This window comes from Sphingomonas sp. Leaf21, assembly GCF_916858675.1.
Lineage (GTDB): Bacteria > Pseudomonadota > Alphaproteobacteria > Sphingomonadales > Sphingomonadaceae > Sphingomonas.
Genome location: NZ_CAKASM010000005.1, coordinates 94,898 through 114,268, shown reverse-complemented (window position 1 = coordinate 114,268; position 19,371 = coordinate 94,898). Strand labels below are relative to the sequence as shown.

20 protein-coding genes are annotated in these 19,371 nt (G+C 67.9%); 11 read left to right on the top strand and 9 right to left on the bottom strand.

The genetic code is table 11. From position 1 onward, the window contains the following. The first annotated feature begins 13 nt into the window (after positions 1-13). Positions 14-1,681, top strand: a complete 1,668-nt coding sequence (locus tag LRP66_RS06810; protein WP_230481754.1) for a putative bifunctional diguanylate cyclase/phosphodiesterase — start codon at positions 14-16, stop codon at positions 1,679-1,681. Next, a complete protein-coding gene (locus tag LRP66_RS06805; protein ID WP_230481753.1) occupies positions 1,663-2,082 on the top strand; it encodes a YybH family protein in 420 nt (139 codons plus the stop codon). The genes LRP66_RS06810 and LRP66_RS06805 overlap by 19 nt, the downstream gene beginning before the upstream one ends. Positions 2,083-2,460: 378 nt before the next feature. Here the strand turns inward: LRP66_RS06805 and mfd are convergent, their stop codons facing one another. Then, positions 2,461-5,925 (bottom strand): transcription-repair coupling factor, encoded by a 3,465-nt coding sequence (gene mfd / locus LRP66_RS06800; protein WP_230481752.1) that lies wholly within the window; start codon positions 5,923-5,925, stop codon positions 2,461-2,463. Positions 5,926-5,977: 52 nt separating this feature from the next. After that, positions 5,978-6,244 carry an FAD assembly factor SdhE gene (locus LRP66_RS06795; RefSeq protein ID WP_175311351.1) on the bottom strand — a complete coding sequence of 89 codons (267 nt, stop codon included), beginning with the start codon at positions 6,242-6,244 and terminating at the stop codon, positions 5,978-5,980. A gap of 79 nt (positions 6,245-6,323) precedes the next feature. On the opposite strand from LRP66_RS06795, the gene recG reads away from it, so the two are divergent. Together recG and LRP66_RS06785 are read left to right on the top strand one after the other, a co-directional pair. Next, positions 6,324-8,378: an ATP-dependent DNA helicase RecG gene (recG, locus tag LRP66_RS06790; RefSeq protein ID WP_230481751.1), complete on the top strand. Its 2,055-nt coding sequence runs from the start codon at positions 6,324-6,326 to the stop codon at positions 8,376-8,378. A gap of 32 nt (positions 8,379-8,410) precedes the next feature. Continuing rightward, entirely contained in the window at positions 8,411-8,851 is a 441-nt protein-coding gene (locus LRP66_RS06785; RefSeq protein ID WP_230481750.1) for a DMT family transporter, read from the top strand. Positions 8,852-9,008: 157 nt separating this feature from the next. Here LRP66_RS06785 and tyrS read toward each other — a convergent pair whose 3' ends face one another. The 5 genes from tyrS to serS all read right to left on the bottom strand — a co-directional run bounded on the left by tyrS (position 9,009) and on the right by serS (position 14,059). Next, entirely contained in the window at positions 9,009-10,235 is a 1,227-nt protein-coding gene (gene tyrS, locus LRP66_RS06780) for a tyrosine--tRNA ligase (RefSeq protein ID WP_230481749.1), read from the bottom strand. Between the two features lie 56 nt (positions 10,236-10,291). After that, a complete protein-coding gene (locus LRP66_RS06775; protein WP_230481748.1) occupies positions 10,292-10,684 on the bottom strand; it encodes a hypothetical protein in 393 nt (130 codons plus the stop codon). A 111-nt stretch (positions 10,685-10,795) separates the two neighbouring features. Next, positions 10,796-11,995 carry a M23 family metallopeptidase gene (locus tag LRP66_RS06770; protein WP_230481747.1) on the bottom strand — a complete coding sequence of 400 codons (1,200 nt, stop codon included), beginning with the start codon at positions 11,993-11,995 and terminating at the stop codon, positions 10,796-10,798. Between the two features lie 22 nt (positions 11,996-12,017). Continuing rightward, positions 12,018-12,782, bottom strand: a complete 765-nt coding sequence (gene surE / locus LRP66_RS06765) for a 5'/3'-nucleotidase SurE (protein WP_230481746.1) — start codon at positions 12,780-12,782, stop codon at positions 12,018-12,020. Further along, the gene (gene serS / locus LRP66_RS06760; RefSeq protein ID WP_230481745.1) at positions 12,782-14,059 is read right to left on the bottom strand and encodes a serine--tRNA ligase; all 1,278 of its coding nucleotides are present in this window, start codon (positions 14,057-14,059) and stop codon (positions 12,782-12,784) included. Before serS ends, surE begins: the two co-directional genes overlap by 1 nt. An 89-nt stretch (positions 14,060-14,148) precedes the next feature. Between serS and LRP66_RS06755 the strand changes: the two genes are divergently transcribed. From LRP66_RS06755 to LRP66_RS06735, 5 genes are all read left to right on the top strand, one after another. Next, positions 14,149-14,580 (top strand): host attachment family protein, encoded by a 432-nt coding sequence (locus LRP66_RS06755; RefSeq protein ID WP_230481744.1) that lies wholly within the window; start codon positions 14,149-14,151, stop codon positions 14,578-14,580. Between the two features lie 23 nt (positions 14,581-14,603). Further along, complete coding sequence (locus tag LRP66_RS06750) at positions 14,604-14,837, top strand: hypothetical protein (protein ID WP_230481743.1); 234 nt, start codon at positions 14,604-14,606, stop codon at positions 14,835-14,837. A 48-nt stretch (positions 14,838-14,885) separates the two neighbouring features. Next, the gene (locus LRP66_RS06745) at positions 14,886-15,296 is read left to right on the top strand and encodes a hypothetical protein (RefSeq protein WP_230481742.1); all 411 of its coding nucleotides are present in this window, start codon (positions 14,886-14,888) and stop codon (positions 15,294-15,296) included. Between the two features lie 730 nt (positions 15,297-16,026). Further along, positions 16,027-16,488 carry an RNA polymerase-binding protein DksA gene (gene dksA, locus LRP66_RS06740; RefSeq protein ID WP_230481741.1) on the top strand — a complete coding sequence of 154 codons (462 nt, stop codon included), beginning with the start codon at positions 16,027-16,029 and terminating at the stop codon, positions 16,486-16,488. 132 nt (positions 16,489-16,620) lie between these two features. After that, complete coding sequence (locus tag LRP66_RS06735) at positions 16,621-17,079, top strand: PilZ domain-containing protein (protein WP_230481740.1); 459 nt, start codon at positions 16,621-16,623, stop codon at positions 17,077-17,079. 117 nt (positions 17,080-17,196) lie between these two features. Here the strand turns inward: LRP66_RS06735 and LRP66_RS06730 are convergent, their stop codons facing one another. Continuing rightward, positions 17,197-17,352, bottom strand: coding sequence for a YdcH family protein (locus tag LRP66_RS06730; RefSeq protein ID WP_230481739.1), 156 nt, complete (start codon positions 17,350-17,352; stop codon positions 17,197-17,199). A 207-nt stretch (positions 17,353-17,559) separates the two neighbouring features. Between LRP66_RS06730 and LRP66_RS06725 the strand changes: the two genes are divergently transcribed. Next, complete coding sequence (locus tag LRP66_RS06725) at positions 17,560-17,757, top strand: YdcH family protein (RefSeq protein ID WP_230481738.1); 198 nt, start codon at positions 17,560-17,562, stop codon at positions 17,755-17,757. 85 nt (positions 17,758-17,842) lie between these two features. Further along, positions 17,843-18,304, top strand: coding sequence for a DUF1465 family protein (locus LRP66_RS06720; protein WP_230481737.1), 462 nt, complete (start codon positions 17,843-17,845; stop codon positions 18,302-18,304). Between the two features lie 60 nt (positions 18,305-18,364). On the opposite strand, the gene LRP66_RS06715 is transcribed toward LRP66_RS06720, so the two are convergent. Further along, positions 18,365-19,321, bottom strand: coding sequence for an NAD(P)H-dependent flavin oxidoreductase (locus LRP66_RS06715; protein ID WP_230481736.1), 957 nt, complete (start codon positions 19,319-19,321; stop codon positions 18,365-18,367). Positions 19,322-19,371: the final 50 nt, after the last annotated feature.

The following is a 19,371-nucleotide window of genomic DNA, read 5'->3' as shown; positions in this document are numbered from 1 at the left end:
CAGAGGAACGGCGGTGTTTGCGCTTTCGTTCCAACATCCTGCGATGCTGGACGAAGCGATCATCCGTGCGGGCTGGGCGATCTGGTCGATGGCGCCCGGCGCCGGGGATCCGCCGGCCGGCGACACGTTGGTCGGGTCCTTCCTGGCGAGCGAGGCGCGGGTCGCGCTGATCGACGGGCGTGGCAAGGGCGACGCGGGGCTGCGCGCCGCACAGGCGCTCGGCGCGGTGATCGCCGCGACGGGGGCGGCGATGCTGGTCGTGATCCCCGATACGAGCGGCGAGACGCTGGATGCCTTTCTGTCCGCGGGGGCGACTCACGTGCTCGCACCCGATGCCGGGGATGCGATGGTCCATGCCGCGCTGAAACTGGCCGAACGCCATGCCCGGCGAACGCTCGATGTCCGACGACGACGCAGCCATGCCGATGGCGAGGTGGGGGAGGTGCATCGCTGGGTCGCCGAGGCGATCGAGCGGGGCGATCCGTGCGTCGCGATCATCATCTCGCTCTCCCGGCTCGACCTGATCAACGCCGCGCATGGCCGCCCGGCGGGCAACATGCTGCTGCGCGGGGTCGAGGCGCGTATGCTCGCCGCCGCCGAGGAGGCCTTTGGCGAAAGCGCGATCGTCGCGCGGTCGGGCGGCGCCGAGTTCGTCCTGGCGGGCGTGATCGAGCCCGAGCGCGCGCGTGCGGTGGCCGAAATGCTCGAAATCCTGCTCGCCACGCCGTTTCAGGCTGGCGCGGTGCCGATCCGGCTGGGCGTCCGGCTGGGCATGGCGACCTATCGTCCGGGCGAGGATCCCGGCAGCTTGCTTGCACGCGCGGGCGAGGCGCTGGCCAAGGCGCGGGCGAGCGACGGTTCGATGCTGCGCTTCGCCCATCCGGGCGATGTCGCGCCGCTCGACGTGCTGGCCGCCGATCTCCACCACGCCATCGAGCGGGGCGAGATCGACATCGTGTTCCAGCCCCAGGTGACGATCGCCACCGGCCTGATCTCGGGCGTCGAGGCGCTGGCGCGCTGGCGGCATCCGACGCTGGGACCGCTGGGGGCCGATCCGCTGTTCGCGGCGGCGGAGCGCGCGGACCTCGGCCTGGCACTGTCGGACCATATCCAGCAGATGGCGCTGCACAAGGCGGCGAACTGGCCGGAGGTGCTGTCGCATCTCCGCCTGTCGATCAACATCACGGCCGCCGATGTCGGCCGGTCGGGATTTTCGCGGCTGTTCCTCGACCGCGTGGCGGAAAGCGGCTTTCCGGTCGAGCGGCTGACCGTCGAGATCACCGAGACGGGGCTCATCGCCGAACTCGACCGTGCCGCCGCCGTGCTGGAGGCACTGCGCGAGGCCGGGGTGCGGATCGCGATCGACGATTTCGGGACGGGCTATTCCAGCCTCGCCTATCTCACCAGCCTGCCGATCGATGCGATCAAGCTCGACCGTTCGCTGGTCGCCGAGGTCGACGGCACGACGCGCGGCCGGGTGGTCGTGCGCGGCGTCATCCGGATCGCGTCGCGGCTTGGCATGGCGATCATCGCCGAGGGCGTCGAGACGCATGACCAGGCGCAATTGCTTGGCCGTCTGGGCTGTCAGACCTATCAAGGCTTTCTGCGCGCGGCACCGCTCGACGAGGCGGCGTTGCGCGCGATGGTCGAGGAGGAGGTGGCATGTTCGGTATCCCGTTGACGATGGCTTTGGCCGTGGCACAGGCTTCGGCGCCTGCCGCGGATCCGGCGGCGGCGGGCATCCGTGCCGCGATGCTGGCGAGCGCGTCGGGATGGAATGCGGGCGATCTGAACCGTTTCATGGCGATCTATGCGCCGGATGCGGTCTTCGTCGGCAAGCGCGGGTTGATCCGGGGCAAACTCGCCATCGCCGAGAATTATCGGCGCAGCTTCACCGGATCGGGGAATAGCCGGGGCACGCTGCGGTTCGATTTCCTCGAGATCAAGCCGATCGGCGACCGTCGGATCCTGTTCGCCCGCTGGATTTTGTCGGGCGGCGCGGACGAGGAGAGCGGCATGACGACGCTGGTCTTCGAACGTCGCACCGACGGTTGGAAAATCGTCACCGACCACAGCAGCTAAGCTGCTTGTTCCTCCCCAAGCTCAACTTGGGGAGGGGGACCGTCGCGCAGCGATGGTGGAAGCGCGCGTCGTTGCCGCAAGCCGCTGGCCCTGATCGATAGTCCCGGGCCTTGCCCCTCCACCACCGGACTGCGTCCGGCGGTCCCCCTCCCCATCGGGGATGGGGAGGAATGGGCGGGGCGTCGAGGCGGCGATGACCACCCAATCCTCCCCAAGCTGTGCTTGGGGAGGGGGACCATCCGAAGGATGGTGGAGGGGCGGGGGCGTGTCGTTGCCGCAAGCCCTTGGACCCGATCGATAGTCCCGGACCTCGCCCCTCCACCACCGGACTGCATCCGGCGGTCCTCCTCCCCATCGGGGATGGGGAGGAATTGCGCGTTATCCCGCCGCCTTGGCCAGTCCCTTGGACAGTTGCAGCGCGCCGTGCAGCCTCGCCTTGGCGTCGGGCCAGGCGCGGTTGAGGACCAGCTTGCCGTCGGGGCGCAACTTGGCGAGATCGCCGAGCCGTTCGACATAGGCGAACAGGCCGTCGACATTGGGCGGGCGGTTGTCGTGGAAGGCGACGAGCACGCCGCGCGGGCCGACATCCATCTTGGCGATGCAAGCGGTCTTGGCGTTGAGCTTGATCTTGATGACCTGGATCAGGTTGTCGGTCGCCTCTGGCAGCGGCCCGAAGCGGTCGATCATCTCGGCGGCGAACGCCTCGATGTCCTGATGCTTTTCCAGATCGTTGAGGCGGCGATACAGGCCCATGCGCAGATCGAGATCGGGGACGTAATCGTCCGGGATCAGGATGGGCGCGTCGACGGTGATCTGGGGTGAGAAGTCGCGCTTCTTCTCGAAGGCGCCGCCCGCCTTGGCCTCCAGGATCGCCTCTTCCAGCATCGACTGGTAGAGTTCGTAGCCGACCTCCTTGATATGCCCCGACTGTTCGTCGCCGAGCAGATTGCCCGCGCCGCGAATGTCGAGGTCATGGCTGGCCAGTTGGAAGCCCGCGCCGAGCGAGTCTAGGTCGGACAGCACCTTCAGCCGCTTCTCCGCCGCCTCGGTCATCATCCGCTCGGGGGGGGTGACCATATAGGCATAGGCACGCGTCTTCGACCGGCCGACCCGCCCGCGCAACTGATAGAGCTGGGCCAGGCCGAAACGGTCGGCGCGGTTGACGATCATCGTGTTGGCCGACGGAATATCGATGCCGCTCTCGATGATGGTGGTCGACACCAGCACCTCGAACTTGCGGTCGTAGAAGGCGGACATGCGCTCCTCGACCTCGGTCGGCGACATCTGGCCGTGCGCGACGACATAGCGGACCTCGGGCACTTCCTTGCGCAGATATTCCTCGATGTCGGGCAGGTCGGCGACGCGCGCGGTGACGAGGAAGCTTTGCCCGCCGCGATAATGTTCGCGCAGCAGCGCCTCGCGCAGGACGACCGGGTCCCAGGGCATGACATAGGTGCGCACCGCGAGGCGATCGACCGGCGGCGTCTGGATCACCGACAGCTCGCGCAGGCCCGACATCGCCATTTGCAGCGTGCGCGGGATCGGCGTCGCGGTCAGCGTCAGCATATGGACGTCGGCCTTCAGCGCCTTCAGCCGCTCCTTGTGGGTCACGCCGAACCGCTGTTCCTCATCGACGATGACGAGCCCCAGCCGCTTGAACTCCACGCCCTTGGCGAGCAGCGCATGGGTGCCGACGACGATGTCGAGATCGCCCGACGCCACGCCGTCCTTGGTCCGCTTGGCCTCGGTCGCGGTGACCAGGCGGGAGAGGCGGCCGATCTTGATCGGGAAGCCTTCGAACCGGGCCACGAAGTTGTTGAAGTGCTGGCGCGCGAGCAGCGTGGTCGGGCAGACGACCGCCACCTGCATCCCCGCCATCGCCGCGACGAACGCGGCCCGCAAAGCCACCTCGGTCTTGCCGAAGCCGACGTCGCCGACGATCAGCCGGTCCATCGGCTTGCCCGCCGTCAGGTCGCCCAGCACATCGTCGATCGCGCGATCCTGATCGTCGGTTTCCTCGTAAGGAAAGCGGTCGACGAATGCCGGATAGCCCGCGTTGTCCGGCTCGGCCACCTCGCCCTGGCGCAGCGCGCGTTCGGCGGCGGTGGCGATCAGCTCACCCGCGATCTCGCGGATGCGCTCCTTCATCTTCGAGTTGCGCCGTTGCCACGCCTCGCCGCCCAGACGGTCGAGCGTCGCGCCGTCCTCGCCCGAGCCGTAGCGGGTCAGGACTTCGAGATTTTCGACCGGCACATAGAGCTTGTCGCCGCCCGCATAGGAGAGCGCGACGCAGTCGTGCGGGCTCTTGCCGACGGGGATCGAGGTCAGCCCCTCGTAGCGGCCGATGCCATGGTCGGAGTGGACGACGAGATCGCCGGGCGAGAGCGTCGCCAGCTCGGCCAGGAAGGCATCGGCCGACTTGCGCCTTTTCTGTCGCCGGACCAGCCGGTCGCCGAGCATGTCCTGCTCGGTCAGTACCGCGATGCCCGGCGCGGCGAAGCCGTGATCGAGCGGGAGCACGACCAGCGCGACACCGAAGCTCTTCGACGTGTCGGCGATGCCCAGGGCTTCCTGCCAGGTCTCGGCTGCCTTGGCGCCCTTCAGCCCGTGATCCTTGAGCAGACTGCCGAGACGCTCGCGCGCGCCGACCGAATAGCTGGCGAGGACGGGCTTGCGGCCTTCCTTGCGCAGGGCCTCGATATGGTCGACCACCGCCTCGTAGATATTGGCGTGGGCCGCGCGCTCGGGGGCGAAGTCGCGCGCGCCGTCCACCTCGAAATCGAGGACCGTCTGGCTTTCCGGCTCGTGGAAGGGCGTGACGAGATGCGCGGTCGCGGCGTCCAGCGCTTCGTCCCATTCTTTCGGCGCGAGATACAGCGATTTGGCGGGCAGTGGGCGGAAGCTGCCCGGCTGGGCCGCCTCGGCGCGCTTGCGGTTTTCATAATAGTCGGCGACCGCCTCGAACCGCGAAGTCACCGCCGCCGTCACGCCATTGTCGCGCACCACCACCGCATCGCCGAGATGGTCGAACAGCGTCGACAGCTTGTCCTCGAACAGGGGCAGCCAATGCTCCATCCCCGCCATGCGCCGCCCCTCCGACACCGCCTGATACAGCGGGTCACCGGTCGCGGTCGCGCCGAAGGTCTCGCGGTAGCGGGTGCGGAAGCGCTTGATCGACTCCTCGTCGAGCAGGGCCTCGGAGGCGGGGAGCAGCGTGAAGCCTTCGATCCGCCCGGTCGTCCGCTGGTCGGCGGGGTCGAAGGTGCGGACGCTCTCGATCTCGTCGCCGAAGAAGTCGAGGCGCAGCGCCTGTTCCTCGCCGCTGGGGAACAGGTCGACCAGGCCGCCGCGCACCGCGAACTCGCCCTGATCGTGCACCGTCTCGGTGCGGACATAGCCGTTCGCCTGGAGCAGCGCCGACAGCTTCTCCAGCCCGATCCGCTCACCGGGCGCGAGGCGGGCGACGAGTTGCCGGATGCGGAACGGGGTCAGCACCCGCTGGGTCGCGGCATTGGCGGTGGTCAGGACCAGTTGGGGCGTCTTCGGCTTGGCCTGAAGCCGGTGGAGCCCCGCGATGCGCTCCGCCATGACGCGCAGGGTCGGCGAGGCGCGGTCATAGGGCAGGCAATCCCAGGCGGGGATCTGCACCACCTCCAGCTCGGGCGCGAAATAGGTCGCGGTCGAGGCGAGTTCGCGCATCTGCGCTTCGTCGGCGCAGATGAAGACCGCGCGAAGGCTCGCCGCCCGCGCCAGATCGGCGAGCAGCACGGGCAGGAACCCCGCCGGAACGCCCGACAGGGTCAGCGGGCTCTGGGCGGACAGGATCGTCTTGATATCGGGCATGAGGTTCCGAAGCTGGGGTCGTCGGGCAGGTGAACGGCCGAACGGGAATAAGTTACCGGGCGATCGGCACGAAATTCAGCGCGCGCATCCGCTGCATCACCGGGCCGTCCCATTGCGGAGGACATGCCTGCGTACCGATCGCCCAGGCCATGATATCGACATCCTGTTCCTCCAGCAGCGCCTCGAACCAGTCGAGTTCCTCCGCCGACAGGGTCTCGTGGTGCGCGTCGAAAAAGCCGCCGATCATCAGATCGGCTTCCTTGGTGCCGCGATGCCATGCGCGGAAGCGGAGGCGCTTGATACGGGTTTCGTGATCCATGGGGTTCCGATCCAACGAGATTAAGGCCCCACATGCTCTGGCGGTGCGCGAGGGGAAGGCTATACAGACCCATTTAGTCATGCGTCCCGATATCCTCAATCCGCTGTTCGCCGAGGTCACGTCGCTGAAAGGCGTCGGCCCCGGCCTCGCCAAGCCGCTCGAACGCCTGCGCATCGCGCGGGTGGTCGACGTCGCCTTTCATCTGCCGACCGGGCATATCGACCGTTTCCCCCGCGACGAATTGTTGGTGGCGGACGCGGGGCGGGTGATCGCGATTTCGCTGACCGTGAAGGAGCACCGCGTCTCATCCTCCCCACGCGGGCCCACGCGGGTCCGGGCCGAGGATGCGGCGGGGAACAGCGTGGCGCTGGTCTATTTCGGCGGCAATTCGGGCTGGGTGAGGAAGCTGCTGCCGATCGGCGAGACCAGGATCGTGTCGGGCCGCCTCGACCTGTACGGCCAGGATTTGCAGATCGTGCATCCCGATCTGGGCGACAGCACCGAGGACTTTCGCGAGCGCGAGGCCATTTATCCGCTGTCGGAGGGGATCACCTCGCGACGGCTGGGCGCGCTCGCGGCGCAGGCGGTGGAGCGTTCGCCCGAACTGCCCGAATGGATCGAGCCGGGATTGAAGGCGCAGCGCGGCTGGCCCGACTGGAAGGAGGCGCTGGCCCGCATCCATGCCGATCCGGCGGACGCCAAGGCGCGCGAGCGGCTGGGCTATGACGAGGTGTTCGCCAACCAGTTGGCGATGACGCTGGTTCGCGCCGACACCCGCAAGCGGCGCGGGCGAGCGCTCCACGGCGACGGGCGGCTGCGGGACATGCTCAAGCTGCCCTATACGCTGACCGGTGCGCAGAGCCGGACGGTGCGCGAGATCGAGGGCGATCTGGCGCAGGACGCGCCGATGCTGCGGCTGCTGCAAGGCGATGTCGGCGCTGGCAAGACGCTGGTCGCGGCGATGGCTATGCTGATCGCGGTCGAGGCGGGGGCACAAGCGGCGATGCTCGCCCCGACCGAAATCCTCGCGCGCCAGCATTATGAGACGTTGCGTAAGGTCCTGGCCGGGCTGCCGGTCGAAATCGCGGTGCTGATCGGCCGCGACAAGGGCAAGGCGCGGGAAGCCACGCTGATGGCGCTGGCGGCGGGGGAGATCGACATTCTCGTCGGCACCCATGCGATCTTTCAGGAAACCGTGACGTACCGCGACCTCGCTCTGGTCGTGGTGGACGAGCAGCACCGTTTCGGCGTGGCGCAGCGGATGATGCTGTCGGCCAAGGGCAAGGCGCCGCCGCACCTGCTGGCGATGACCGCGACGCCGATCCCGCGCACCCTGACGCTCGCCAATTACGGCGAGATGGATGTCAGCCGGTTGGACGAAATGCCCCCCGGCCGCCAGCCGATCGAGACTCGGGTGGTGTCCGACGACCGGCTGGACGAGGTGGTCAATGCGCTCGGTCGTCACTTGTCGGACGGCGGGCAGGCTTACTGGGTCTGTCCGCTGGTCGAGGAGAGCGAGAAATCGGACCTCGCCGCCGCCGAAATGCGTGCCGAGTCCCTGCGCGCCCGGTTCGGTGAGCGGGTCGGGCTGGTCCATGGCAAGATGAAGCCCGCCGAAAAGGACGCCGTGATGGAGGCGTTCGCGGGCGGGCGGCTGGGCGTGCTGGTCGCGACGACGGTGATCGAGGTGGGGGTGGACGTGCCCAACGCCACGCTGATCGTGATCGAACATGCCGACCGTTTCGGCCTGGCGCAGTTGCACCAGTTGCGCGGGCGCGTCGGGCGGGGCGGGGGGCTGTCGCGTTGCCTGCTGTTGCGCGGAAGCCATTTGTCGGAAACGTCGCGCGCGCGGCTGGCGCTGATGCGCGAGACCAATGACGGCTTCCGCATCGCCGAGGAGGATCTGCGGCTGCGCGGGGCGGGCGAGTTGCTCGGCACGCGGCAGTCGGGTGAGATGGCGTTCCGGCTCGCGACGCCGGAAAACATGGGCGACCTGATGCAATGCGCGCAGGACGATGCGCGATTGCTGATCGACCGCGACGGCGGGCTGGAAGCGCCCCGGGGACAGGCGGCGCGGACGGCGCTTTACCTGTTCGAGCGGGATGCGGGGGTCGCGCTGTTGCGTTCCGGCTGAACGAAGCGGCGGTCCTGGCGTTAGGCGCGGTTATGGCCGCTCTCTTCCCGCTCATCCTCGTCCTTTTCGCCGGTATCGGCCTCGCGATCCAGCCACCGACCAACGCCGCGCTTGCCAAGGCCTCGGGGTCGGTGGTGCTGGCGGCGCTGACGTCGTTCATGATCGGCACCGCGACGCTGGCGGTGGTCTGGGCGGCGATCGACCGAACCAGTCCGGCGGCGTTGAAGGGCGCTCCCGCCTGGGCGTGGCTCGGCGGGTTTTACGGGGCCGGTTTCGTGGCGGTGCTGGCCTATGTCGCGCCACGTCTGGGCATTTCGGTCGCATTGACCGCGGCCATCGCCAGCCAGCTGGTGGCCGCGCTGATCGTCGACCATTTCGGACTGTTCGGGGTTCGCGTGGAGCCGGTGACGATCGGGAAGGTTGTCGGGGTGGCGTTGGTGATCGCGGGGGCGGTGGTGGTGAAGCGGGGATAGGCCGAGGCGTGGCCTATCGTTGATCTGTTCCCCGGCCTTCGCCGGGGAACAGATCCTATGAAAAGGAAGTGGCTCAACCTCAGTTCCGCCTAGGCCCTTCGGCTGGCTGGCAAGCCAACCGCTCAGGATAAACTTCGACGCACAGCGCCGAAGTCGATCACCCCGCCGTCAGCAACCCGTGGTTCTTCTTGCCCGACGAGAGCTTTACCGGCTCACCACCGATGGCGATCATCATAGTCTCGTCCGACACCTTCTCGCCATCGACGCGCGCTCCGCCGCCCGCGATCAGGCGGCGTGCCTCGCCCTTGGACTTGGCGAAGCCCAGCCCGATCAGCGCATCGACGATGGACACCGAACCACCCTCGACCGCAAAGCTCGGCAAGGCCGCGCCCGCCGACCCTTCCTCGAACGTGCGCCGCGCGGTTTCCGCCGCCTGGTCCGCTGCCGCACGGCCCCTGCACATGGCGGTGGCCTCGTTGGCGAGGATCTTCTTGGCCTCGTTGATCTCCGCGCCTTCCAGCTTCTCCAGCCGGGCGATCTCATCGAGTGGCAGGTCGGTAAACAGGCGCAGGAAGCGGCCCACGTCGCGGTCGTCGGTGTTGCGCCAGAACTGCCAGTAATCGAAGTGCGGCAGCTGGTCCTCGTGAAGCCAGACCGCACCGGCCATGGTCTTGCCCATCTTGCCGCCATCCGCGGTGGTGATCAGCGGGGTGGTCACGCCGAACACGTCCGTACCGTCCATCCGGCGCGCGAGTTCGATGCCGTTGACGATATTCCCCCACTGGTCCGACCCGCCCATCTGCAACCGGCAACCCTGGCGCTGCGCCAGCTCGCGGAAGTCATAGGCCTGAAGGATCATATAGTTGAATTCGAGGAAGCTGAGCGACTGTTCGCGGTCGAGGCGCAGCTTCACCGAGTCGAACGACAGCATCCGGTTGACCGAGAAATGCTGGCCGACTTCGCGCAGGAACGGGATATATTCCAGCTTGTCGAGCCAGTCGGCATTGTCGACCATCACCGCGTCGGTCGGGCCGTCACCGAAGGTCAGGAAACGCTCGAAGATCCGCTTGATCGAGGCGACATTCGCCGCGATCCCGTCCTCGGCGAGCAGCTTGCGCGCCTCGTCCTTGAAGCTGGGGTCGCCGATCTTGCCGGTGCCGCCGCCCATCAGGACGATCGGCTTGTGCCCGGTCTGCTGCATCCGGCGCAGGAGCATGATCTGCACCAGGCTGCCGACATGCAGCGAGGGTGCGGTCGGGTCGAAGCCGATATAGCCCGGCACCACCTGCGACGCCGCCAGCCGGTCCAGCGCGGCGGCGTCGGTCATCTGGTGGACGTAACCCCGGTCATCGAGGGTGCGAAGCAGATCGGACGTGTAAGCCATAGGGCTGGCTCGTTACACCGCCGATCCGCGTTCGTCACCCTCTGCGGAGGTGTGGATCAGCGGCAGACGGTCCGCCCGCCGCTCCGGACATAGGTGCAGGGGCGATAGCCCGACCCACGGCCGTTATAGTTGTTATAGTCGCCCTGCGAGCGCGGATCGACATAGCCGGGGGTACGGCGTGCGCGCTCCATGGCCCATTGGGTGCGTTCCGCGCGCTGGCCACGCCAGCCGTTGCCGCGATCGTCCCGCCAGCCACGCCGCTCACCCCGCCAGTCGCGGCGGTCGTCACGGCGATAGTCGCGCCGGTCGTCCCGGCGGTCGCGATCATAGCGCGGACCACCGTCACGCCAGGATTGCGCCTGCGCGCTCGAAACGGGGATCGCGGTCGTGGTGGCGATGCCCGCCACCGACAGGCCGATCGCGGCCAGGGTCTGAAACATCTTCTTCATACGCCAACTCCCGAGGGGCACCGGCCCCGTCTTCATCCCCAACTTATGACAGGATGTGGCGTTCCCGTTCCTGAACGGCGTGTTAGGCGGCGTTCAGGAAAGCGAGTGGTTTCAGCGCTTCGGCAACTGGCTCAGCGGATCGACCGGCGAGCGTCCCCGGCGCAGTTCGAAGTGAAGCTCCGGGCGGTCGGCGAAGCCCGTCTGGCCCGACAGCGCCAGCGTCTGACCCCGCTTCACGCTCTGCCCGCGCTGAACCATCAGCTTCGACGCATGGCCATAGACGCTGGTCCAGCCATCGCCGTGCTTGACGATGACCAGACCGCCAAGCGCGGCGATGCCGTCGCCGACATAGGCGACCACGCCATCCGCCGTCGCCTTGATCGGGGTGCCGATCGGCACGGCGATCTTGATGCCGTCATTGCGCTCGCCGCTCGAGCCAGCACCGAAGCGTTTGACCAGCTTGCCCTCGACCGGCCAGGCGAAGCCCGAGCTGAGCCGGGTCGGCGCGGCGACCACGGCGGTCGGCGGCAGGACGCGGGCGGGCGTGGTGCTGGGCTTGGCTGGCGCCTGGTTGGTCGCGAGCGCAGGCTCGCCGCCGGTCAGGATGTCGTCGACGTCGAGCGTGAAGGCGGCGGCGCGCTCTGCCGCGGCGCTGCCGGTGGCGCCCGGCGTACCGGTGGTGGTGCCGGGGATCAGGATACGCTGTCCGGCGCGCAGCACGAAGGGTTCGGCCAGCGCGTTCGTCTCGATGATCCGGGACCAGGCGACGCCGTAAGCCCGCGCGATCGCGATGCCGGTCTCACCCGAGCGAACCAGATGATAGCGGCCGCCGGGAATGGTCAGGCGCTGGCCCGCGCGAATGACGAAGGGCGCATCGAGCCCGTTGGCCCGCGCGATCGCTTCCGACCCCGCGCCGGTCCGGTCCGCGACGCTGCGAAGCGTATCGCCCGGCCGCACGATATAGGTCGTCGCGGCGATCTCCCTGGCGTCCGGCGTGACCGGGCGAACCTCCCAGGAGGGGCGCGGGGCGGGGAGGGTGGCCACCGGGTCGCGGGGCAGCGCGACCGTCGGCGAGGTCCGGGGGACCGCGCGACGGATCGGCGTTCGCGGTGCGACGCGGCGCGGCGCGGGCGCTGTGCCGGTTTGAGGCGGCGGACTATCGACCGTCGGCGAAGCGGGCAGCGGCTGCACCATCGGGACCGGGGCGGCGGGCTCCGGCGCGCGCGCGGGCGGCTCGATGCCGGGGATGCACGCCGACAGGAACAGTGACACCCCGATGCTGGCCGTCACGGGTCGAAAAGTACGATTCACCCCAAGTCCCCCCAGACCGATATCAGCGATACGCCGCATCGAGCATAGCTAGCGCCGCATCATGCGTCAGGTCGAGATGCAAGGGCGTGACCGAGATGCGATCATCGGCGATGGCGTCCAGGTCGGTGTCGTCGCCCGGCTGGTGCGGCAGGCGACCGAGCGCGAGCCAGTAATAGTCGTAGCCGCGCGGATCGCTGCGTCGGTCGAGCCGGGCGCGACCATAATCGCGCAGGCCCTGGCGCGTGGCGCGGATGCCCTTCACCGCCTCGGGCGCGACCGGCGGAAAGTTGACGTTGACCAGCGTCCGGGGCGCGAAGTCCATCGCCAGTAGCGGACGGAGCACGCGCTCCGCCCAGGCTTCGGCGGTGGCGAAGGAGACATCGTCGCCCATCCCCTGCACCGCGTAGCGCTGGCTGAGCGCGATCGAGCGGATGCCCGCCAGCGCGCCCTCCATCGCGGCCGACACCGTCCCGGAATAGAACACGTCCTCGCCCAGATTGGCGCCGCGATTGACCCCCGACAGGATCAGGTCGGGCTTCCGGTCGGCCATGACTTCGCCCAGCGCCATCAGCACCGAATCGGTCGGCGTGCCGGTGACCGCGAAGCGGCGGTCGCCGAACTGGCGGAGCCGCATCGGGCGGGTCAGGGTCAGCGACCGGCTGGTCCCCGACTGGTCCTCGGCGGGCGCGACGATCCAGACATCGTCCGACAGTCGCGCCGCGATCCGCTCGAGCGCGGCAAGCCCCGGCGCGTGATAGCCATCGTCATTGGTGAGGAGAATGCGCATCAGCGCGGCTCCAGCACCGCTTGTCCGCCGAGATAGGGGCGCACCGCTTCCGGTACGACGACCGAGCCATCGGCCTGCTGATAATTCTCGATCACCGCGACCAGCGTGCGGCCGACCGCCAGCCCCGAGCCGTTCAGGGTGTGGACGAAGCGCGTGCCCTTGGCTTCGCTCGGACGATAGCGCGCCATCATCCGCCGCGCCTGGAAATCGGTGCAGGTCGAGCAGGACGAAATCTCGCGATAGCGCGCCTGTCCGGGCAGCCAGACCTCCAGGTCATAGGTGCGTGCGGCCGAGAAGCCCATGTCGCCGGTGCATAGCAACATGCGGCGATAGGGCAGGCCCAGCGCCTCCAGCACGCCTTCAGCGGCGGCGGTCATCCGCTCATGCTCGGCATCCGACTGGTCGGGGGTGGTGATCGACACCATCTCGACCTTGTCGAACTGGTGCTGGCGGATCAGGCCGCGCGTGTCGCGCCCCGCCGCGCCCGCTTCGGAACGGAAACAGGGGGTCAGCGCGGTGAAGCGCAGCGGCAGCTCCGCCTCGCTCAGGATCGCCTCGCGCACGATGTTGGTCAGCGAGACCTCGGCGGTGGGGATCAGCCAGCGGCCATCGGTGGTGCGGAACAGGTCCTCGGCGAACTTGGGCAACTGGCCGGTGCCGAACGCCACCTCGTCGCGGACCAGCAATGGCGGCTGGACCAGCTCGAACCCATGCTGTTCGGTCATCCGGTCGAGCATGAACTGGCCGAGCGCGCGCGACAGCCGTGCCATGGGGCCGCGCAGCAGCGTGAAGCGCGCGCCGGACAGCGCGACGCCGGTCTCGAAATCCATGCCCAGCGCGGGGGCGATCGCGTCATGCTCCCGCGCCGCGAAAGCCAGGGCCGTCGGCTCGCCCTTCTGGTGGACCAGCACATTGTCGTTCTCGTCCGCGCCCTCGGGCACGTCGGTCGCGGGCAGGTTGGGGATGGCGGCGAGCGCGGTGTTCAGCTCCGCCTCGACCCGGCGTTCCTGTTCTTCCAACTCGGGCAGCCTGGTCTTGAGCGCGGCGACCTCGTTCATCAGCGCTTGGGCGCGGTCGTCATCGCGCGCCGCCTTGGCCTGGCCGATCTGCTTCGACAGGTCGTTGCGGCGCGTCTGTGCGTCCTGCGCCTCGGCGACGATCGCGCGGCGGCGCTCGTCGATCGCGATCAGGCTTTCGGCCTGGGGATCGGCGCCCCGCTTGGCAAGGCGTGCGTCGAAGGCGGCGGGGTCGTCCCGGATCAGGCGAATGTCGTGCATGGGGGCGAGGCTATGGCCTCCGCTCCGCCGTCACGCAACCCGTGGCGAAGCGACGGCGTTATCCCCCCGCATAGCCAAGGAGAAACGCAATGCGAGTGCCGCATAACAGCGTCGTGCTGGTCGTAGATGGCCGCAAGAGCCTGTTTTTTCGCAACGACGGCGATGCCGATTATCCCAACCTGATCGTCGAGACGGCGAAGGAGCATCCCAACCCGGCCGATCACGACCAGAAGACCGATCGCGCGGGCCAGGCCTCCTCGACGACCGGCGGCACGATGGGCGAAGTGGATTTCCACCAGCAGGAGGAGGATCGTTTCGCGGCGGAAACCGCCGACATGCTCAAGCGCCGCGCGCTGGCCAATGACTTTGAGGCGCTGATCGTCGTCGCGCCGCCCAAGACGCTGGGCGAGTTGCGCAAGCATTATCACAAGACGGTCGAGGACCGCCTGGTGGGCGAACTGGCCAAGGATCTGACCGGGCACCCGGTGCCCGAGATCGAGGCCGCGCTGCAAAAGGCGTAACGGCGGCCGCGTGCGGCGGCCGGGTGGGTCAGGCGGGCCTGGCCTTCACCAGCCGCCGCCGGATCACCAGCGCCGCCGCCGCGCCACCGAACAGCAAGACCATGGGCGGCGCGGGAACCGGGGTCGGCGGCGGCGTGTCGCCATTGCCGGAAGACGACGCGCTGCTGGCCGACGAGGCGCTCGACGCCGACGACGCGCTGGAAGCCGAACTCGCCGACGAGCCGTTGGACGACCAGCCGTCGCTGCTCGAGCCATAACCGCTCGAGGAAGCCGAGGATGCGGACGACGCCGATGACGCCGACGACGTGCTCGACGCGCTCGAAGAACTGACATTGCCCGACGACGAACTGGTCGAGGAGACGTTGCCCGACGAGGTCGACGACCCGCCGGTCGACGACGTGGACGAGACGTTGCCCGACGAGGTCGAGGATCCACCCGTCGAGGACGTGGACGACACATTGCCGCTGGACGACGTGCTGGAGACGTTGCCCGAGGACGAGGTGCTGCTGACCCCGCCGGTCGAGGTGGACGAACCGCCCGAACCGCCCGAGCCGCCCGATGCCGACGAGGTGGATGTCGATCCGCCGCTGCTGGTCGAGGAGATCACGATGCTCCCGCTCGACCCGCCACCGCCGCCGAAGCCGAAGCCGCCGCCGAAACCACCGCCCCAGCCGCCGCCGAACCCGCCCCAGCCACCGATGACCGCGGGGACATAGCCGCCGCCGGTCGCGACCGAGGGCGGGGTGGGGGGAAGCGGCACCGGAACGGGGGGCGTCTGGGTCGTGACGGTGATGACGGTCGGCGGGGGCGTGGTGGTGGTCGTGGTCCGGCGCGTTACGATGCGGCGGACCGGTCGCGGCGGCGGCGGACGATGCACGATCCGCTTCTTGACCTTGGTCTGCTTCACGAGCGGCGGCCTTTGGGGATGGTCCACCATATGCACGGCGCCACCGCCGATCACGGCGCCGCCCGCGGCACACGCCGTCAGCTTCGCCAAGGCCATTCGCACTGACATCGTCACATCCTCAAACCGGGCAAGGGACGGGCCGGGCAAGGGGACGGGGTCGCCCTCCGGCCGCCCGCACGGCCGTCATTCTGATCGCCTGTGTCACGATAGTGACCAAGAAATCCTTAAGCTCCAACCCCATTGTTCGAAATCGCGTTCAGCTTTGGGATTCGGGGGCAGTGGACGGGCGGCGCTTCGAACGTCGTCGATCGCCCGCGATGGAGAGATTCGAGGATCGGGTGTGGAAATCGATTATAATCGGGGGCTTCCGTCCATTTTACGTTCACCTCGCAACTTTATTATAGAAAGAGTGATTACGATGAAATGCCGGTCGCTTGCGGCAGACGGTGGCACCGACTATAGGCGCTCTCGACCATCAGGGGGCGGCCCCGAGGACACGGTGCCGAACGTCGCACCGACGGGCCCTTTGGGAGAGTGGTATGGCGACGGTGTTTAATCGCGTGACGGACTCCACGGGGCCGGATGTGGCCAACGATATCGATGAAAATTATCGTCCCAGCGCGGACGAGCCTTTCATGAGCCTGAAGCAGCAGGCTTATTTCCGGCGTAAATTGCTGGACTGGAAGGAATCGATCCAGCGGGAGGCGCAGGGAACCCTGTCGCAGCTTCAGGTCGACTCGCTGCGTGAGCCCGATCTGACCGATCGCGCGTCGAGCGAGACCGACTGGTCGATCGAGCTGCGCACGCGGGATCGCCAGCGCAAGCTGATCTCCAAGATCGACGCCGCGCTGCGCCGGATCGACGAGGGCGAATATGGCTATTGCGAGGTGACCGGCGAGCCGATCAGCCTGGGTCGCCTCGAAGCCCGGCCGATCGCGACGATGACGGTCGAGGCGCAGGAGCGACACGAGCGTAACGAGAAGGTGTCGCGCGACGACTGACGTCACGCCTCCGCCGGTCGCGTCCGCTTCGTCGGGGGTTGACCGGCGGAAGCCGTCGTCCCGGCGCATCCGGCTTGCCCCATTCGGCGACATTCTGTTCAGCTCATCCTACATTAAGGAATTGGCAAGGCCATGCCGGGTAACGCATGGTCGCGCGAGCATGAACGGGCACCGACGGATTTCGATATGGACGCGATGAACCGCGAACTTGGCAACGGGTCACAATTGGCGGGAGACGACGTGGAACGCAGCGACCGTGCGGGCCAGCGCGACAGCCTGCTGCTGATGGCGCAAATGACGCTCGGCGACAGCGCCGACTCGCGTGAAGTGCGGGTGCGTAACATCTCCGAGGGCGGTCTGATGGCCGAACTGCCGATCGTGGTGGAAATCGGAACGCCGATCAGCTTCGACCTGCGCGGGATCGGGCCGGTGTCGGGTCGGGTCGCCTGGTGTACCCAGGGTCGTGTCGGTGTGGCGTTCGACCGTCCGATCGATCCGCGGCTCGTCCGCAAACCGGTCGGCGGTGGCACGACGACGCCCGATTACGCCAAGGCTCCGACCGGTCTGAAGACGAAACCCTTCAGCTATTGATCCTGAAATTATCGGCGAATGCCAAGGCGTTCGTCGGTCATCGCCCATCCCGTCTCGCTTCGAGCCCGATGGGGCAAAGGCCGCGGCGGGTCCGATGACCCGCGCGGCCAGCCAAGGCTATAGGCCTTGCAGTTCTTCCTTCAGCCTCAGCTTCTGCTTCTTGAGTTCCGCCAGAATCTGAGTATCCGGCACGGGACGCTGCGACTCGGCGCTGATTCGCCGATCGAGCGTGGCATGCTTGGTCTCCAGGGCCGTTTGATGCGCCGTATGCATTGGGCTTCAACCTCCTGTCGTTTGCTGTTGGGGTATGGAGTAAAACACCAAAACGGTGCGCTGTCCCCCCTGATTTTCGTTAGAATCGACCGACCGAGCCATTTGGCCGGATGACGCGTTCGTGCCTCTCGCGGCGCGGCGACAGGCTTGCTAGAGGGTGATCGGGCGCCGGGCTTCCGCGGCGTCGGCCCATCGAGGGGGATCAGGATGGACGTCACGCTGGCGCGCGCGCGGATCGACATGTTGCGCGTCGAACACCGCGATCTCGACGATGCCATCTCGGCGCTGTTGATGGCATCGACCCCCGATCAGTTGCAGATCGCCCGGCTGAAGAAGCGCAAGCTGCGACTGCGCGACGAACTGGCGGAGCTGGAGGACCGGCTCATTCCCGATATCATCGCCTGAGTATCGGGCCTGCGCGCCGTATCGGGACAGGCGGTGCCAACCCGCCCCTTGTCCGAGGAGCGGGCGCCATGCGAGCGAAAGAGACATGTCGTCCATCCGCTTCGATAGCCATTTCCAGACCAGATTGATCGACGGCCTCTATGCCGAGGCGATGATCCTCGCCGAAGCGGCGCGCAGCTATTTCGACGGTGTCGGGCGCGACGAGCGCGAGGGCCTGAACCCTGTGCAGCGCGTCTGTTTTTCCTGCGAGTCGCTCAAGGTGACGACCCGGCTGATGCATGTCCTGGCCTGGGTGCTGACCCAGCGCGCGGTGGACGCGGGTGAACTCGACTGGACCGAAGCGACCCACGCCGAGCGGCGCCTCGGCCGTTCGCCGGAGTCGGATCCGCATCAGATCGGCCATCTGCCATCGCGCGCCCGTCGCCTGACGTTGGCGAGCCTGAACCTTTACCGCCGGGTCGAGCGACTGGATCATATCGCCGAGGACGACCGCGTGCCGATCAGTCCGGTACGGCAGCTCCAGGACCGACTGAGCCATGCCTTTTAAAATAGTATCGCTCTTTTCCCTCGCCCCTCTCTGAGGGGAGAGGGAGGAAGGGCTTGGAACTCAAACGCCGGTGAGGCGCGCCCGGGCCGCCGCATATTCGCGCGCCAGGGTGGCGATCCGGTCTGCGGCGGGTTCGATCCGGTCGATCGCGCCGATTCCCTGGCCGGCGCCCCAGATGTCACGCCACGCCTTGGCCGCCTGGCCGCCGCCGAAGTTCATCGTCGCGACATCGCCCTCGGGCAAATGATCGGGGTCGAGCCCGGCGGCGGCGATGGAGGCGCGCAGATAATTTCCATGCACCCCGGTGAAGAGATTGGAATAGACGATATCGCCCGCACGACCGTCGACCACCGCCTGCTTATAGGCTGCCGCCGCATTGGCCTCGACCGTCGCGATGAAGGGCGAGCCGATATAGGCCAGATCCGCGCCCATCGCCTGCGCCGCCAGGATCGCGTCGCCCGTCGCGATCGCACCCGCCAGCGCCAGCGGTCCGTCGAACCAATCGCGTATCTCCTGTACCAGCGCGAAGGGCGACAGCCGTCCGGCATGGCCGCCCGCGCCGGTCGCCACCGCGATCAGTCCGTCGGCGCCCTTCTCGACCGCCTTGCGCGCGAAGCGATCGTCGATCACGTCGTGAAGCGTGATCCCGCCCCAGCCGTGGACGCCCGCATTCACATCCTCGCGCGCGCCCAGCGAGGTGATGACGATCGGCACCTTCCATTTCGAACAGGTCGCCAGATCGGCCTCGAGCCGGTCGTTGGAGCGGTGGACGATCTGGTTCACCGCGAAGGGCGCGGCGGGCCGGTCCGGATTGGCCCGGTCGTGCGCGGCCAGTTCCTGCGTGATCTGGTGCAGCCATTCGTCGAGCAGGGAGGCGGGTCGCGCGTTCAGGGCGGGAAACGACCCCACGATCCCCGCCTTGCACTGGGCGATCACCAGCGCCGGATTGGAGATGATGAACAGGGGCGATCCGATCACGGGCAGCGCCAGGCGATTCAGCACGGGGGGCAGGCTCATGGCTTGACGATAACGTAAAGGGAAAGCGTGTCTAGCCACTTCCCGGATTG